Annotated in this window: 15 protein-coding genes and 1 pseudogene; 13 read left to right on the top strand and 3 right to left on the bottom strand. The window is 64.3% G+C overall.

Features of this window, described 5'->3' with window-relative positions; genetic code table 11:
* Window positions 1-7: 7 nt before the first annotated feature.
* Entirely contained in the window at window positions 8-592 is a 585-nt protein-coding gene (locus K225_RS0119755) for a YqiA/YcfP family alpha/beta fold hydrolase (RefSeq protein WP_026437925.1), read from the bottom strand.
* A gap of 307 nt (window positions 593-899) precedes the next feature.
* On the opposite strand from K225_RS0119755, the gene rodA reads away from it, so the two are divergent.
* From rodA to K225_RS0119725, 6 genes are all read left to right on the top strand, one after another.
* Window positions 900-2,072: a rod shape-determining protein RodA gene (gene rodA / locus K225_RS0119750; protein WP_026437924.1), complete on the top strand. Its 1,173-nt coding sequence runs from the start codon at window positions 900-902 to the stop codon at window positions 2,070-2,072.
* A gap of 92 nt (window positions 2,073-2,164) precedes the next feature.
* Complete coding sequence (locus K225_RS0119745) at window positions 2,165-2,500, top strand: YegP family protein (protein ID WP_026437923.1); 336 nt, start codon at window positions 2,165-2,167, stop codon at window positions 2,498-2,500.
* Between the two features lie 83 nt (window positions 2,501-2,583).
* Window positions 2,584-4,068, top strand: coding sequence for a metalloprotease TldD (tldD, locus tag K225_RS0119740; protein ID WP_026437922.1), 1,485 nt, complete (start codon window positions 2,584-2,586; stop codon window positions 4,066-4,068).
* 59 nt (window positions 4,069-4,127) lie between these two features.
* Window positions 4,128-4,664, top strand: coding sequence for a hypothetical protein (locus tag K225_RS0119735; protein WP_155885318.1), 537 nt, complete (start codon window positions 4,128-4,130; stop codon window positions 4,662-4,664).
* 269 nt (window positions 4,665-4,933) lie between these two features.
* The gene (locus K225_RS0119730) at window positions 4,934-6,055 is read left to right on the top strand and encodes a 3-deoxy-7-phosphoheptulonate synthase (protein WP_026437920.1); all 1,122 of its coding nucleotides are present in this window, start codon (window positions 4,934-4,936) and stop codon (window positions 6,053-6,055) included.
* A 96-nt stretch (window positions 6,056-6,151) separates the two neighbouring features.
* Window positions 6,152-6,463, top strand: a complete 312-nt coding sequence (locus K225_RS0119725; RefSeq protein WP_026437919.1) for a hypothetical protein — start codon at window positions 6,152-6,154, stop codon at window positions 6,461-6,463.
* 48 nt (window positions 6,464-6,511) lie between these two features.
* Here K225_RS0119725 and mpl read toward each other — a convergent pair whose 3' ends face one another.
* Window positions 6,512-7,936, bottom strand: a complete 1,425-nt coding sequence (gene mpl / locus K225_RS0119720; protein ID WP_026437918.1) for a UDP-N-acetylmuramate:L-alanyl-gamma-D-glutamyl-meso-diaminopimelate ligase — start codon at window positions 7,934-7,936, stop codon at window positions 6,512-6,514.
* A 196-nt stretch (window positions 7,937-8,132) separates the two neighbouring features.
* Here mpl and K225_RS0119715 point away from each other — a divergent pair, with 196 nt between their 5' ends.
* From K225_RS0119715 to K225_RS0119680, 7 genes are all read left to right on the top strand, one after another.
* Window positions 8,133-8,729, top strand: coding sequence for a hypothetical protein (locus tag K225_RS0119715; protein ID WP_026437917.1), 597 nt, complete (start codon window positions 8,133-8,135; stop codon window positions 8,727-8,729).
* Complete coding sequence (locus K225_RS0119710) at window positions 8,726-9,307, top strand: TlpA disulfide reductase family protein (protein WP_026437916.1); 582 nt, start codon at window positions 8,726-8,728, stop codon at window positions 9,305-9,307. Before K225_RS0119715 ends, K225_RS0119710 begins: the two co-directional genes overlap by 4 nt.
* A 150-nt stretch (window positions 9,308-9,457) precedes the next feature.
* Window positions 9,458-9,910, top strand: coding sequence for an acetyl-CoA carboxylase biotin carboxyl carrier protein (gene accB / locus K225_RS0119705; RefSeq protein WP_026437915.1), 453 nt, complete (start codon window positions 9,458-9,460; stop codon window positions 9,908-9,910).
* Window positions 9,911-10,135: 225 nt separating this feature from the next.
* Window positions 10,136-11,485, top strand: coding sequence for an acetyl-CoA carboxylase biotin carboxylase subunit (gene accC / locus K225_RS0119695; RefSeq protein WP_026437914.1), 1,350 nt, complete (start codon window positions 10,136-10,138; stop codon window positions 11,483-11,485).
* A gap of 77 nt (window positions 11,486-11,562) precedes the next feature.
* The gene (gene prmA / locus K225_RS0119690; protein ID WP_026437913.1) at window positions 11,563-12,465 is read left to right on the top strand and encodes a 50S ribosomal protein L11 methyltransferase; all 903 of its coding nucleotides are present in this window, start codon (window positions 11,563-11,565) and stop codon (window positions 12,463-12,465) included.
* Between the two features lie 55 nt (window positions 12,466-12,520).
* Window positions 12,521-13,951 (top strand): zinc-ribbon and DUF3426 domain-containing protein, encoded by a 1,431-nt coding sequence (locus tag K225_RS0119685; RefSeq protein ID WP_026437912.1) that lies wholly within the window; start codon window positions 12,521-12,523, stop codon window positions 13,949-13,951.
* Between the two features lie 22 nt (window positions 13,952-13,973).
* A complete protein-coding gene (locus tag K225_RS0119680) occupies window positions 13,974-14,870 on the top strand; it encodes a carbohydrate kinase family protein (protein WP_026437911.1) in 897 nt (298 codons plus the stop codon).
* A gap of 220 nt (window positions 14,871-15,090) precedes the next feature.
* Here K225_RS0119680 and K225_RS22680 read toward each other — a convergent pair.
* Window positions 15,091-15,321 (bottom strand): annotated as a pseudogene (locus K225_RS22680) (histone); the annotation flags it as partial.

The raw sequence follows: 15,321 nt of genomic DNA, 5'->3' as shown, positions 1-15,321 counted from the left end.
CTTCGGCTTACGCCAGTTGCAGAAACTGCGCCACGGCCGGCAGATGGTCTTCGAAGTTGCTGAGCGCATGGTCGCCGCCTTCGAGCAGCGTCAACCGGGCGTCGGCGTAGCGTGCCACCATTTCCCTCCAGTCCAGCACCTCGTCGCCCTTGGCGATGATGGCCAGTTCGGGGCCCACGGGCAGGGGGCGATCAGCGGCCAGCGCCTGCAGCTCGGCAATGTATTCCGGCAGGAAGAAGAAGCGTTCTGCCGGGTCATGCCATGCCGTTTGCTCGCCGATATGGCGTGCCAGGTCCCGTGCCGGGTCTACGGCAGGGTTCAGCAGGACACTGGGGCAACCCGTGTGCCGCGCAACCCAGCTGGCATAGAAGCCTCCCAGCGAAGAGCCCACCACGGCCATCGAGGCGCGCGGCCAGGCAGCAATGCCTTGCGCCACCAGGGCCATGGCCGCGCGGGGCGAGGGCGGCAGCTGGGGGCACCACCAGTGCACCGCGGGATGGTGCTGGGCCACGTAGGCCTCCATCAGCCGGGCCTTGGCTGACTGGGGGGAGGAGCGAAAACCGTGCAGGTACAGCAGGTGCGTGGTGGTCATGGGGCTCTCGGTGCGGGGGGACTGGCGGGGCAATGACTGCCTTGGGCGGGTGCAGCGCCAGCCTGTGTCCCAGGGGGCACGCCGTGCGGCCCCCGGTTTTGCCAGCGCACACCACGTCCAATTTTGCCCCGCTTTCCACCACCCACCGCCGGGTCCCGGGGGCCGTGGAGCCGCTGTCCCCCGTGCTGGGGCGGGGTGCGCACACCACGGTGTGGCTGGCGCTCCATCCTCCGCCGGCAGCGCCAGGTGGCCATCTGACGCGGCCTGCGTTGACCGGGCAGCCCTGGCGGGGGCCGATAATTGCGCCATGGCCGCCGTTTTTGACAAACCCTCCCTCACCCAGCGTTTCGTACCCCTGTTTCAGGGGTTTGACTGGCCGCTCGTCCTGGTGGTGGCGGTGCTGGCCGGCGCCGGGCTGCTGGCCATGTATTCGTCGGGGTACGACCATGGTTCGCGCTTCATGGACCATGGGCGCAACATGTTGATTGCGGCCGCCATCTTGTTCATGGTGGCCCAGGTGCCACCACAAAAGCTCATGGCCTTGGCCGTGCCCCTCTACGTCGTGGGGGTGGCGCTGCTGGTGGCGGTGGCGCTGTTCGGCATCACCAAGAAAGGCGCCCAGCGCTGGATCAATCTGGGCATCGTCATCCAGCCCAGCGAAATCCTCAAGATCGCCATGCCGCTGATGCTAGCCTGGTGGTTCCAGAAGCGCGAGGGGCAGTTGCGGCCGCTCGACTTTGCCGCGGCCGGGCTGCTGCTGCTCATTCCCGTGGGCCTGATCATGAAGCAGCCCGACCTGGGCACCTCGCTGCTGGTGCTGGCGGCGGGGCTGTCGGTGATCTTTTTTGCCGGCCTGTCATGGAAGCTGGTGCTGCCCCCGGTGTTGCTGGGCGCCGTGGGCATCGTGCTGCTGGTCTCCCTGGAGCCCCAGTTGTGCGCTGAAGGCGTGCGCTGGTCGGTCCTGCACGACTACCAGCAGCAGCGCATCTGCACTTTGCTCGATCCCTCGCGGGATCCGCTGGGCAAGGGATTCCACATCATCCAGGGCATGATTGCGATTGGCTCGGGCGGCATCTTTGGCAAGGGCTTCATGGCGGGCACGCAGACCCACCTCGAGTTCATTCCCGAGCGCACCACCGACTTCATCTTCGCCGCCTTTTCCGAAGAGTTCGGCCTGGCCGGCAACCTGTTCCTGATCGGGTGCTTCTTGCTGCTGGTGTGGCGCGGGCTGGCCATCGCGGTGGGCGCAACGACCCTGTTCGGGCGGCTCATGGCAGGGGCAGTGTCGATGATCTTCTTCACCTATGCCTTTGTGAACATGGGCATGGTCAGTGGCATCCTGCCCGTGGTGGGCGTGCCGCTGCCGTTCATCAGCTACGGCGGAACGGCCATGGTCACGCTGGGGCTGGCGCTGGGCATCCTGATGTCGGTCGCCCGGGCCCCGCGCATCGATCCCAAGGATGCCCGGCCGGCGCTGTGAGGAGGCGTCCGGCTGCCCATTGCGCTGCGGGGGGCTTGCGGGTACAACCCGGTTGCCAACCGTGCTTTGGCATTAATCCGGAGGTGCTTCCCATGGCGTCAAGGTTTGAGCTGAAAAAATCCAAGAACGACAAGTTCGTCTTCAATCTGCTGGCGGATAACGGAAAGGTCATTTTGACCAGCGAACTCTACGACTCCAAGGCCAGTGCGCTCAACGGCATTGAATCCGTCAAGAAGAATGCTCCCGACGATGGACGCTTCGGGCGGCTGAGCGCCAAGGATGGATCACCCTATTTCACGCTCAAGGCGGGCAATGGCCAGGTCATCGGCCAGAGCCAGATGTTTTCCGGCGAAAAGGCCCGCGATGACGGCATCGAATCGGTCAAGAGCAACGCCCCCGGGGCGGTGACAGACGACCAGACGGTGTGATTGCCAGGCAGCGGTGGGGCGCGTACCGCGTGGGTTGCGCCCCTGCCCCGTGAAGGGCATGGCGGCGCGCCTAAAATGCCCGCATGTCCTCACGCTCCCCCTCTGCCGCGCCACAGCGCGCGTCCACCCAGCAGCGCATTGATGTTGCCCGCCAGTTGCTCCTGACGCCTTTTGGCCTCGATGAAAGTCATCTGGCGCGTGCACTGGCGGAAATTCGCACCCACCAGGTGGACGATGCCGACCTGTATTTTCAGTACACCCGCAGTGAAGGCTGGAGCCTGGAAGAGGGCATTGTCAAGACGGGTTCGTTTTCCATCGACCAGGGCGTGGGGGTGCGCGCCGTCAGCGGCGAGAAGACGGCGTTTGCCTATTCCGACGACATCTCCGAGGCCTCGCTGCTCGATGCAGCCCGCACTGTGCGGTCTATTTCGGCGGCAGCACAGAAAGGGCGTGTACGAGTAGCTTCCAAAAAGATAGCGACTGGGCGCAGCCTGTATCCCGGCGTGGATCCCATCTCGACACTGGACAGCACGGCCAAGGTGGCCCTGCTCGGGCAGGTGGAGCAGCGCGCCCGCGCCAAGGACCCGCGCGTGGCCCAGGTCATGGCCGGCCTGGCCAGCGAATACGACGTGGTGCTGGTGGCCCGCGCGGACGGCACGCTGGCCGCCGATGTGCGGCCGCTGGTGCGGCTGTCGGTCACCGTGATCGCCGAGCAGAACGGTCGCCGCGAAATGGGTTCGGCCGGTGGCGGCGGACGCTTCGGCCTGGCTTACTTCGACGATGCGCAGATCGCCAGATATGTGGACGAGGCGGTGAACGCCGCCCTGGTCAATCTGGAATCGCGCCCCGCGCCTGCGGGCGAGATGACGGTGGTCCTGGGCCCCGGCTGGCCTGGCATCCTGCTGCATGAGGCCATCGGCCATGGTCTGGAGGGCGACTTCAACCGCAAGGGATCCAGCGCCTTCAGTGGCCGCATCGGCCAGCGCGTGGCGGCCAAGGGGGTCACGGTGCTCGATGACGGCACCATCGCCGACCGGCGCGGTTCGCTCAATGTGGACGACGAGGGCAACACCAGCCAGCGCAATGTGCTGATCGAGGATGGCATCCTCAAAGGCTACATCCAGGACTCGCTCAACGCCCGCCTCATGGGCGTGGCGCCCACGGGCAATGGCCGGCGCGAGAGCTATGCGCACATCCCCATGCCGCGCATGACCAACACCTACATGCTGGGTGGCGACAAGGATCCGCAGGAGATCGTTGCCAGCATCCAGAAGGGCCTGTACGCCACCAACTTCGGCGGCGGACAGGTGGACATCACCTCGGGCAAGTTCGTGTTCAGCGCCAGCGAGGCCTACTGGGTGGAAAACGGCAAGATCCTCTACCCGGTCAAGGGCGCGACCATCGTGGGCAGCGGCCCCGAATGCCTCAAGCATGTCAGCATGGTCGGCAACGACATGGCGCTCGACAGCGGCGTGGGCACCTGTGGCAAGGAAGGCCAGAGCGTGCCGGTGGGCGTGGGTCAGCCCACCCTGCGCATCGACGGGCTGACGGTGGGTGGCACGGCCTGACGCCAGACGGATCGCGCATCGCGGCGTTGCCTGGGCACATCCGGCGCACAATGGCGCGCATGCCTGCGCCACTTTCCAGTTTGCAGCACACACTCCAGTCGTTCGGCGGCATCAGCCGTTTCCTGCGCGAAGGCGGGGCAGACGAGGATTCCCTCTTGCTGCGGGACAAGCTGGGGGCGCTGTCGATGCAGATCGATGAGGCCACCCGCCTGCGCCGCACCGGAGCCGACGCCATGGCCATCACCCGCTGCGTGGAGGACCTGGCCCGGTGCGCCCGGGAGCACCAGCTTTTTCTCACAGGGCTGGGTTCCGCCTGGCACGCGTTGTACGAGTTCGGCGCCTACCAGCGGGCGCTGCGGGAGCTGCGTGACGCCATCGCCGCATGGCAGCAGGCGCTGGAGCGCCACAGCACACAGGAAGGTGCCAGCTTTCGGCAATTTGAACTGCTGGCCTGGCGTACGCTGGGCGAGGCATTGCTGCTCATCGACATGTACGAGCACGGCAGTGGTCCGCAAAGCGATTTGCCCGGCGTGTTGCCACCGCGTCCGTCGCGCTGGCAGCGCCTGCGGGCGTGGCTGCGGCGCCTGCGGCCATAGGGCTTCTGCCGCCACCCGATGGGTCGCGCGATAGTTGCCGCCACGCCACAATGCACCGAGCATGCTGCGGTGCGACAAACACTGTGCTACATTGATCTCCATGCAAGTCCGCAGCGCTTTTTATTTTTGGTTTTGGATCTCAGTCCCCGGCGGATGAGAGGACAGCGCGCAAGCCCACACAACCTCCCGATACCAACCGCCGACGCTGAAGAGCCCGGCGGTTTTTGTTTTTCTGACCTTCTGACATTTCACTCCACGAGGAAGCAACCATGACGGCCCACACCACCCCCGCCAGCGATGCCTGGTACCGCAGCGTCGAGAAAACCAGCCAGACCGACGACGAACGTATCAAGGACATCACCGTGTTGCCACCTCCCGAACACCTGATCCGCTTTTTCCCCATCAGCGGAACGCCGGTGGAAACGCTGATCACCCAGACCCGCAAGAACATCCACCGCATCATGGCCGGCAAGGACGACCGCCTGCTGGTGGTGATCGGCCCCTGCTCCATCCATGACCCGGCTGCAGCGTTGGAATACGCCCGCCGCCTTGCCGCGGTACGGGCCCAGTACGCCGACACGCTGGAGATCGTGATGCGTGTGTATTTCGAGAAACCCCGCACCACGGTGGGCTGGAAGGGTCTGATCAACGATCCCTACCTCGATGAAAGCTACCGCATCGACGAAGGGCTGCGCATCGCGCGCCAGCTGCTGATCGAGATCAATCGCCTGGGCATCCCGGCGGGCAGCGAATTCCTGGACGTGATCTCGCCCCAGTACATCGGCGACCTCATCAGCTGGGGCGCCATCGGGGCCCGCACCACCGAGAGCCAGGTGCACCGAGAACTGGCCTCGGGGCTGTCGGCGCCCATCGGGTTCAAGAACGGCACGGACGGCAATATCCGCATCGCCACCGATGCCATCCAGTCCGCCAGCCGCGGCCACCACTTCCTGTCGGTGCACAAGAACGGCCAGGTCGCCATCGTGAACACCAAGGGCAACAAGGACTGCCACGTCATCCTGCGCGGCGGCAAGGCGCCCAACTATGATGCCGCCAGCGTGGCCGCTGCCTGCAAGGACCTGGAAGCCGCCCACTTGCCGGCCACCCTGATGGTCGATTGCAGCCACGCCAACAGCAGCAAACAGCATGAAAAGCAGCTGGATGTGGCGCGAAACATCGCTGCCCAGATCGCGGGCGGCTCGCGCAGCGTGTTCGGCCTGATGATCGAGAGCCACCTGCACGCCGGCGCCCAGAAGTTCTCGCCCGGCAAGGACCAGCCCAGCGCGCTGGAGTACGGCAAGAGCATCACCGATGCCTGCCTGGGCTGGGACGATTCGCTGCAGTCGCTGGCGGAGCTCTCGGCTGCCGTGGTGGCCCGCCGCGCCCGTTGATCCCGCAGCGGCGGTGTAAGCTCAAACCTCCGGGGTGCGCGCCAGGCGCGCGGCCCCGGCCCTTGCATCCACATTGCGTCAGAAAGGCAACCCATCATGCACAGCGAAGTGTCGGTCCGGCTGGCTGGAAACCAGGAATTCCGTTTTGATCTGCAGGGCCAGGAGCCGCTGGCGAACGAAGCCGCGCGCCGCTGGCTCGACGATCAGTTCACAGCCCTTGATTGCGAACCCCTGCGCGCCAGCGGCAAGGTATTGCTGGCCGACAAGGTGCTGACCGTGGCGCAGGCTGCGGGCGCCTCGCTGTTCAACGATCCCGTCTGGTCGCGCGACTTCGCCCGTGCCGCCAGTGCTGCGCTGGCCAAACCCGTGGTGCGGGTGGACGTGCCGGGCATGGCGGTGTCTTACTGAGTATCCGCTAGAAATACTTGCTGGCGCTTGTTTTTAAAGCACCAGATGCTATTGTTTTGGTAGTGAGTGCAGCAACCGTTCGTGCACCCCGCCAAAGCCGCCGTTGCTCATGCAGACGATGTGATCCCCCGGCTGCGCTGCCTGCAGGACCTGATTGACCAGGGTGCCGATGTCTGCCGCGGTTTGCGCGCGCTGGCCGGGGCCCACACCCAGTGGCGCCAGGGCCTGCGCCGCATCCCAGTCCAGCCCGGCCGTGTGGCAAAAGACCAGGTTGGCCGGCTCCAGCGCCCAGGGCAGCTGGCTTTTCATGGCGCCCAGTTTCATGGTGTTGCTGCGCGGCTCGAACACGGCCAGGATGCGGGCATCAGGGCCCAGGCTGCGGCGCAGGCCATCGAGCGTCGTGCGCAGTGCCGTGGGGTGGTGCGCAAAATCGTCGTACACGGCGATGTTGCCCACGGTGCCGCGCAGTTCCATGCGGCGTTTGACATTCTGGAAATCGGCCAACGCCTGTGCGGCCTGCTGCACTGGCACGCCCACATGGTGGGCCGCTGCGATGGATGCCAGCGCATTGAGCTGGTTGTGCACGCCCGTCAGGCCCCATTGCACCCGCGCCACGGCCTCGCCCTGGTGCAGCACATCAAAGGCTTGCGGATCACCCTGTGCAGAAAAATCGCTCACGGCGGCGCCGAAGCTGCTCACTTGGCTCCAGCAGCCGGCGTGCAGCACGCGGGTCAGGCTTTCTTCTAGCCCGTTGATGACCACGCGGCCCGATGGCGGCACAGTGCGCACCAGGTGATGGAACTGGCGCTCGATGGCGGCCAGGTCGTCAAAAATGTCGGCGTGGTCGAACTCCAGGTTGTTCAGCACCGCCGTACGGGGGCGGTAGTGCACGAACTTGCTGCGCTTGTCGAAAAAGGCGGTGTCGTATTCGTCGGCCTCGATGACGAACAGCGGACTGTGGCCCAGCGGCCCCTCGCCTGCGCGGGGGCGCTGCGTGGCGCCCAATCGGGCGGACACCCCGAAATTGAGGGGCACGCCACCAATCAGAAATCCCGGCTGTTGCCCGGCACTCTCCAGGATCCAGGCCAGCATCGACGTGGTGGTGGTCTTGCCGTGGGTCCCGGCCACCGCCAGCACATGCCGGCCCTGCAGGACTTGCTCGGCCAGCCACTGCGGGCCGCTGGTGTAGGGCAGGCCGGCGTCCAGGATGGCTTCCATGAGGGGGAATTTCGGGCTGCCGTCGGCCAGCCGGGCGCGGCTGACCACATTGCCCACCACGAACACATCGGGTTGCAGCGCCAGCTGGTCCGCACCAAATCCTTCGATCAGCTCGATACCCAGGGCCCGCAACTGGTCGCTCATGGGCGGGTAAACGCCGGCATCGCATCCGGTGACCTTGTGGCCGGCTTCGCGCGCCAGTGCCGCCAGGCCGCCCATGAATGTTCCGCAGATTCCCAGTATGTGTATGTGCATGGGCGCAGATTCTAAGGTTCAACCAAATAATGGCTGGCAGCGCTTGAATGGTATGTGCGAGAAGCTATGAAAAACATAGTGTCTTCCGGGGTGTCCGGGGGCAATGACCGTCACTGCGGCGGGCCATGGTGCGCGCAGTGGCGGTCCGCCATGGGTTGGCGCCACAATAGCGCTTCCAACGCCATCCAACGCCGCCATGCCTACACCTTTGAGCGCCGAAATCGCCAGCACCACTGCCCGGCTGGTCGTGGAAGAAGGGCTGGAATGGGGGCCTGCCAAGCGCCGCGCCGTGCGCGAACTCGGCCTGCCGGCGCGTACCCCCCTGCCCGACAATGACCAGGTGGAAGATGCCGTGCGCGAGTACATCGCCCTGTTCTGCGCCGATACCCAGCCCCATGAATTGCACGCCCTGCGCCAGTTGGCCCTGGTCTGGATGGAGCGCATGGCCGCCTTCCGGCCCCACCTGGGCGGGGCGGTATGGCATGGTACGGCCACCCGGCTGTCGGATATTTATTTGCAGTTGTTCTGTGATGACTCCAAATCCGCCGAGATCGCGTTGATAGATCACCAGGTGGACTATGAGCCACGCACCGTCACAGGCTTCCATGGCGAATCTGTCGAGGCCCTGAGCGTGGGCAGCATGTGCCCCGAATTGGGTGAAATGATCGGCGTGCATCTGTTGATCTACGATCTCGACGATTTGCGCGGGGCTTTGCGCCCTGATGCCAAGGGGCGATCGCCGCGGGGCGACATCACTGCCTTGCGGCGTCTTCTCCAAGAAAATGCTCCATGACTGCACCCATTACCGAGTTTTCTCCTGCTGTTGCGCCAGCCCATGGCACCGTGCCCATGAGCCGGCGCCGAGCGCTGTATGCCGGCGTGGCTGCAGCCGCTGCCGCTGGTGGTGCGGGCCTGGCATGGTGGCGCCTGCAGCCCCACGCCATGCAGGCGGGCGCCGAACAGGCGCTGTGGACACAGGCATTCGATACGCCCGAGGGCACGCGCCTGGCCATGCAAGCGTTTGCTGGCAAGCCCCTGCTGCTCAACTTCTGGGCAACCTGGTGTCCTCCTTGTGTGGACGAATTGCCCATGCTCAACACCTTTCACCGCAACAACAAGGAAAAAGGCTGGCAAGTGGTGGGATTGGCGATTGATCAGCCGTCTTCGGTGCGGAAATTCCTGACCCGTCTGCCGCTTGACTTTCCGGTGGGGTTGGCGGGGCTGGGGGGCTCGGAGCTTGGGCGCTCCCTGGGCAACCTGACCGGTGGGCTGCCTTTTACGGTGGTTTTCAGCGCGGAAGGGAGGGTGTTGCATCGTAAAATGGGGCAAGTCACCGCGCAGGATCTGCAAGCCTGGGTGGCCATGCGCTGAACATGGGCAGCGCAGGAGCGTGGTCGGATTGACGGTGGCCCAGAGGCAATACCCTGCTGTCAGCGATGAAAAATGTGCTCTGAAGACCGAAATAGGCTGAAATTGGAGTAAATTCGCGCCTCATTCAGTTTTATGGCCGTTGGAGCTCCCATGGATTTGCGAAAACTCAAAACCCTGATCGACCTGGTATCCGAGTCGAATGTGTCCGAACTCGAGATCACCGAAGCCGAGGGCAAGGTCCGCATCGTCAAGAGTGGCGGTGCCGTGGTGCAGCAATATGTTCCAGCCCCCATGCCCGCTCCTGCTGCTGCAGCCGCCGCTCCGGTGGCGGTGGCGGAGTTGCCTGCCCCGGTGGCTGCAGCGCCCGCTGGCCATGTGGTGAAGTCTCCCATGGTAGGCACGTTCTACCGTTCGTCGAGCCCGGGCGCCAAGGCCTTCGTCGAGGTGGGCAGCCAGGTCAAGGAAGGCGAGACGGTCTGCATCATCGAGGCGATGAAGATCCTCAATGAGATCGAGGCCGACAAGTCCGGCACCGTGACCAAGATACTGGGCGAGAACGGCCAGGCCGTCGAATACGGGCAGCCCCTGTTCGTGATCGAGTAAGGCGCGCATGTTCAAGAAGATCCTTGTTGCGAATCGCGGCGTTCTTGCCGCAGGCAAGGCGAAGCAAATTGCACTGGCACGCGCCAGCGTGCAGGCGATGAGCCGCGAGACAACCCATGTTTAAAAAAATTCTGGTCGCCAATCGCGGCGTTCTTGCCACAGGCAAGGCGAAGCAAATTGCACTGGCACGCGCCAGCGTGCAGGTGATGAGCCGCGAGACAACCCATGTTTAAAAAAATTCTGGTCGCCAATCGCGGCGAAATCGCCCTTCGGATCCAGCGCGCCTGCCAGGAGCTGGGCGTGAAGGCCGTGATGGTCTATTCCGAGGCCGATCGTGATGCCAAGTATGTGAAACTGGCCGAAGAGGCCGTGTGCATTGGCCCGGCGCCTTCGCCGCTGTCCTACCTCAACATGCCTGCCATCATCTCGGCCGCCGAGGTGACGGATGCCGAAGCCATCCACCCCGGCTATGGTTTCCTGTCCGAGAACGCCGACTTTGCCGAGCGCGTGGAAAAGAGCGGTTTCCAGTTCATCGGCCCCACCCCTGAAAACATCCGCATGATGGGCGACAAGGTGTCGGCCAAGCAGGCGATGATTCGCGCGGGTGTGCCGTGTGTGCCGGGGTCGGACGGCGAATTGCCGGACGATCCGGTGCAGATCCGCCGCGTTGCCAAGGCAGTGGGTTATCCGGTGATCATCAAGGCTGCTGGCGGTGGCGGCGGCCGCGGCATGCGCGTGGTGCACACCGAGGCGGCGCTGGTCAATGCCGTGCAGATGACCAAGGCCGAGGCGGGTGCGGCGTTTGGCAACCCGGCGGTGTACATGGAGAAGTTCCTGCAGAACCCCCGCCATATCGAGATCCAGGTCCTGGCCGACAAGCACCGCAACGCGGTGTACCTGGGCGAGCGTGACTGTTCGATGCAGCGCCGCCACCAGAAGGTGATCGAAGAGGCGCCGGCGCCCGGCATTCCCCGCAAGCTGATCGAGCGGATCGGGGAGCGTTGCGTGGCCGCCTGCAAGAAAATCGGTTACCGCGGTGCGGGTACTTTCGAGTTCCTGTACGAAAACGGCGAGTTCTATTTCATCGAGATGAACACGCGCGTTCAGGTGGAGCATCCGGTGACCGAATGGATCACGGGTGTGGACATCGTGCGCACGCAGATCATGGTGGCAGCCGGTGAAAAGCTTCCCTTCACGCAGCGACAAATTGAAATCCGTGGCCATGCCATCGAATGCCGTGTGAATGCCGAAGATCCCTACAAGTTCATCCCGTCACCGGGGCGCATCACCATGTGGCATGCGCCGGGTGGTCCGGGGGTGCGCGTGGACTCGCACGCATATACCAATTATTTTGTGCCCCCGAACTACGACTCGATGATCGGCAAGATCATCGTGCACGGCGATACGCGTGAGCAGGCCCTGGCCCGCATGCGCACGGCGCTGTCGGAAACGGTGATCGAGGGGATCAACACCAATGTGCCGCTGCACCGCGAACTGATGGTGGATGCCAAGTTTGTGGCGGGTGGTACCAACATCCACTACCTGGAAGAGTGGCTGTCCCAGCACAAGCGGTGAAGCCACCTTGTGCATCGTTTCATGCTGGCTCCTGGCAACGGGTGCCAGCATTTCATTTTTTCTGAGAGGCATGTCCCATGTTTGAGCTGAGCCTGATGTGTCCCGAAGACCGCATTGAGGCGGTGAGCGATGCCCTGGACGCGCTGGACGCGCTGAGCGTTTCGGTCGAGGACGCGGATGCGCAGACCGATGCCGAGCAGGCCTTGTTCGGCGAGCCGGGCATGCCGCCGCCCAAGGACGGCTGGCAACGCAGCCGGGTGGTGTCATTGTTCGCAACCGAAGCGGCTGCCCGCGAGGCGCAGCAGTTGCTGGCGGTACAGGATTTCTTCACGGGGTGCCTGGTGCTGGGGTTGGCGCGCGTGCCGGATCAGGACTGGGTGCGGCTCACCCAGTCGCAGTTTGCACCGGTGGATATCACGGCGGATTTCTGGATTGTTCCGACCTGGCACGAGCTGCCTGCGCAGGCGCTGCGCAGCATCCGGCTGGATCCGGGGCTGGCTTTTGGCACGGGCACCCATCCCACCACGCGCATGTGTCTGCGGTGGATTGCGCGCCACGGTATCACCAGCGCCGGGGCGGGCAATCCCCTCGGGCGTGTGCTGGACTATGGCTGCGGTTCGGGCATCCTGGCCATCGGTGCGGCGAAGTTCGGTGCAACCGACATCGATGCGGTGGACATTGATCCGGCTGCCGTCGAGTCCACGGTGCAGAATGCCCAGGCCAATGGTGTGCGGGTGCATGCCGGCCTGCCGGACCAGGCCCACGGGCTTTATCAGACCGTGCTGGCCAACATTCTGGCCACTCCGTTGAAGGTGCTGGCACCCTTGCTGTGCGCGCATGTGGCTCCGGGTGGACACCTCGTGCTGGCAGGTATCCTGGAGCGCCAGGCGCAGGAACTGCAGGAGGCTTACGCTCCCTGGATTCGCCTGGAGGTTGCCGACACAGAGGATGGCTGGATTCTCATGACGGCGTCTCGCTGAAGTTGCAACCCCGCCGCAGTTTGTTGAGAAGGGCGCCGACCACCATGGATCGCAGATGAGTCAGATCACACGCTGCCCGTCCTGCGCGACGATGTTCAAGGTGGTTGCCGACCAGTTGCGCATTTCCGATGGCTGGGTGCGATGCGGCCAATGCAAGGAGGTATTTGACGCATCCGCCCATTTGCTCCCTTCCGAGCCGCAGGCCTTGTTGCCGGATGTTTGCATGGCCGCTGCGCCACCACCACCGGCACCTGCCAGGCGTGCGATCGATGAAGTGCAGGTCTGGGGAGCGCATGCTGACTGGGGGGAAACTGCGGCGATGGCGCCCGGCGTTCCGCCCGTCAGTGCACAAGATTTGCCCGCGGGTCCCGTGGCATCGGATGCCATGCCGGATCTGCCCGTGCCTGCGGTTTCTGCATTGCTTGTCGCCGATGCAGAGACGGTCTTCTCCCCTGGGATGCACCCGGCCCTGCAGCCAGGTGGCACATTGGCGTGGCGGTCGGTTGGATCGACAGGCGATACTTTCAGGGAGCCGGCGGTCGATGTCCGGGCCCCGGCCATTCCGGCGGGGGCAGGGGAGTCTCGGAAAGAAGAGCCTCCTGCGATTCGGATCAATGAATGCCCGGCCGGCTACGAGCTGCCAAGCGCCGAGCTGGGTGACCCGGATGTGGCCGATGGGTTGCTGGGCGGCATCCCGGCGGCAGATGCGCTGTATGCACCTTTGGAATTGCTGCGCAAGCCGTCTGACGAGGCGTCGTCACCGACCGGCTTTGGCGGCGAGGGGGAGAGCGAGCCGGCGCAGGAGGACGGACCAGAGCGGGCGTCCAGTACGCCATTGGAAACGCCCCTTCCACCGGAGGTTTGGCTCAGGTCCGACAGGGGGCAAAGCGAGGCGTTGGAAGCGGCTGCTACCGATGGCATACCGCCCGCGCAGCAAGAGTACGACCCACCCGAGGAGCGTGTGGGCGCGGAGGATGTGAGTTTTGTGCGCGCGGCCAAGCGCAAGGCCTTCTGGCGGCGCCCGTTGGTGCGGGTGGTGCTGGGGACGATCGGGGGCGTTCTGTTGTGCACCCTGGCATTGCAGGTTGTGTTGCACGAGCGGGACCGCATCGCGGCCATGGATCCCCGTGTTCGCCCCTGGCTTCAGGCACTGTGCGAGCCATTTCAATGCACGTTGGCTCCGCTGAAACAGATGTCGGATGTCGTGATTGACAGCTCTTCCTTCAACAAGGGGCGCGGAGACAGCTACCAGCTGACCTTTGCCATCAAAAATCATGCAAACCTACCCGTGGCCATGCCCGCCATGGAGTTGACATTGACCGATGTACAGGACCAGCCCGTGCTGCGGCGTGTGTTTTTACCGCCGGAGATGGCGGCCCCTGCGGAACTTCCTGCCCTGGGTGCTTGGAGCTCTTCGGTGGCGGTCATTGTGACCACTGGCGGAGCGCGCGTGGCGGGCTACCGGTTGCTGGCGTTTTATCCTTAATCTATTGATCTACCCTCCTGCCATGGCTGTACTGATTTGCGGTTCTCTTGCGTTTGACACCATCATGACTTTCGAAGGGCGGTTCGCCGAGCAGATACTGCCCGATCAACTCCATATTCTCAATGTCTCGTTCCTGGTGCCCTCCTTGCGGCGGGATTTCGGTGGATGCGCCGGCAACATTGCTTACAGTCTGCGGCTGCTGGGGGGGGTGCCGCTGCCCATGGCCATGCTGGGCAGTGATGGAGCCGACTACCTGGTGCGATTGAAGGAGTTGGGCATTAGCACGGCGCATGTGGGTCAAGCCCATGACACCTACACGGCGCAGGCCATGATCATGACGGACCGTGACAATAACCAGATCACTGCCTTTCATCCCGGGGCGATGATGCAGGCCCATGCGAATCGCATTGAACCTCGGGCCGATGTGCGCCTGGGCATTGTTGCACCCGATGGACGGGATGCCATGCTGGAACATGCGGCCCAGTTTGTGGCGGCAGATATTCCGTTTGTCTTCGATCCAGGCCAGGGCCTGCCCATGTTCAGCGGCACTGAACTTTCCCGGTTCGTCGAGCAGGCCACCTGGGTTACCGTGAACGACTACGAAGGCAAGATGCTGTGTGATCGTACCGGCTGGTCTTGCGCTGACATATCACGCAAGGTGGCGGGATTGGTCGTTACGTTGGGAGCGCAGGGTTGCGAGGTGTGGATTGACGGCGAAAAGACGGTGGTCCCTGCGGTGCAGCCTGCCCAGGTGGTGGATCCGACCGGGTGTGGCGACGCATGGCGAGGGGCGCTGCTTTTCGGATTGGAGCGTGGCTGGCCGCTGGTGCGTTGTGCGGAGCTGGGCAACCGGGTGGGGGCGCTCAAGATCGCACAACGTGGCCCGCAAAATTACCGGCTGGACTTTACGCCCGCCTGATGCCCCTTCGCCATTCGGCGGAGACGGTCACTTTGCTGGTTGCGTTGGGCGCCATCTGCACTGCCAGCGCTGCGCTTTCGCGTTGGAGCCGGGTAGAGAGGCGGGCTGACCGGGCTGGCTGCCGAGAGGGGTCTCCGCTCTATCGATGGCGGGGCACTATGGTTTTGGCATAAAAAAACCCGGTGCACAGGCACCGGGCTGGGCACGGAGTGTGCCGGACTTACGGCTTCGTGCCGGTAGGGAAAGGCCAGGCTGCCTGGGGGTTCAGGGTGGTTTGCGCAGCCGGCGCGGCAGCGGCGGTCTTGACGGCCTTCTTGGCTGGGGCTGCTTTCTTTGCAGGGGCTGCTGCCTTTGGGGCAGATGCCGCAGCTTTCTTGGCGGGAGCGGCTTTCTTCGCAGGCGCAGCCTTCTTGGCGGCCACTACCTTCTTGGCGGGAGCGGCTTTCTTCGC

It is taken from the genome of Acidovorax sp. JHL-9 (assembly GCF_000426205.1).
Classification (GTDB): Bacteria; Pseudomonadota; Gammaproteobacteria; order Burkholderiales; family Burkholderiaceae_C; genus Acidovorax; species Acidovorax soli.
The sequence above is the reverse complement of the archived record's forward strand: the minus strand, read 5'-3'. Positions and strand labels throughout refer to the sequence as shown.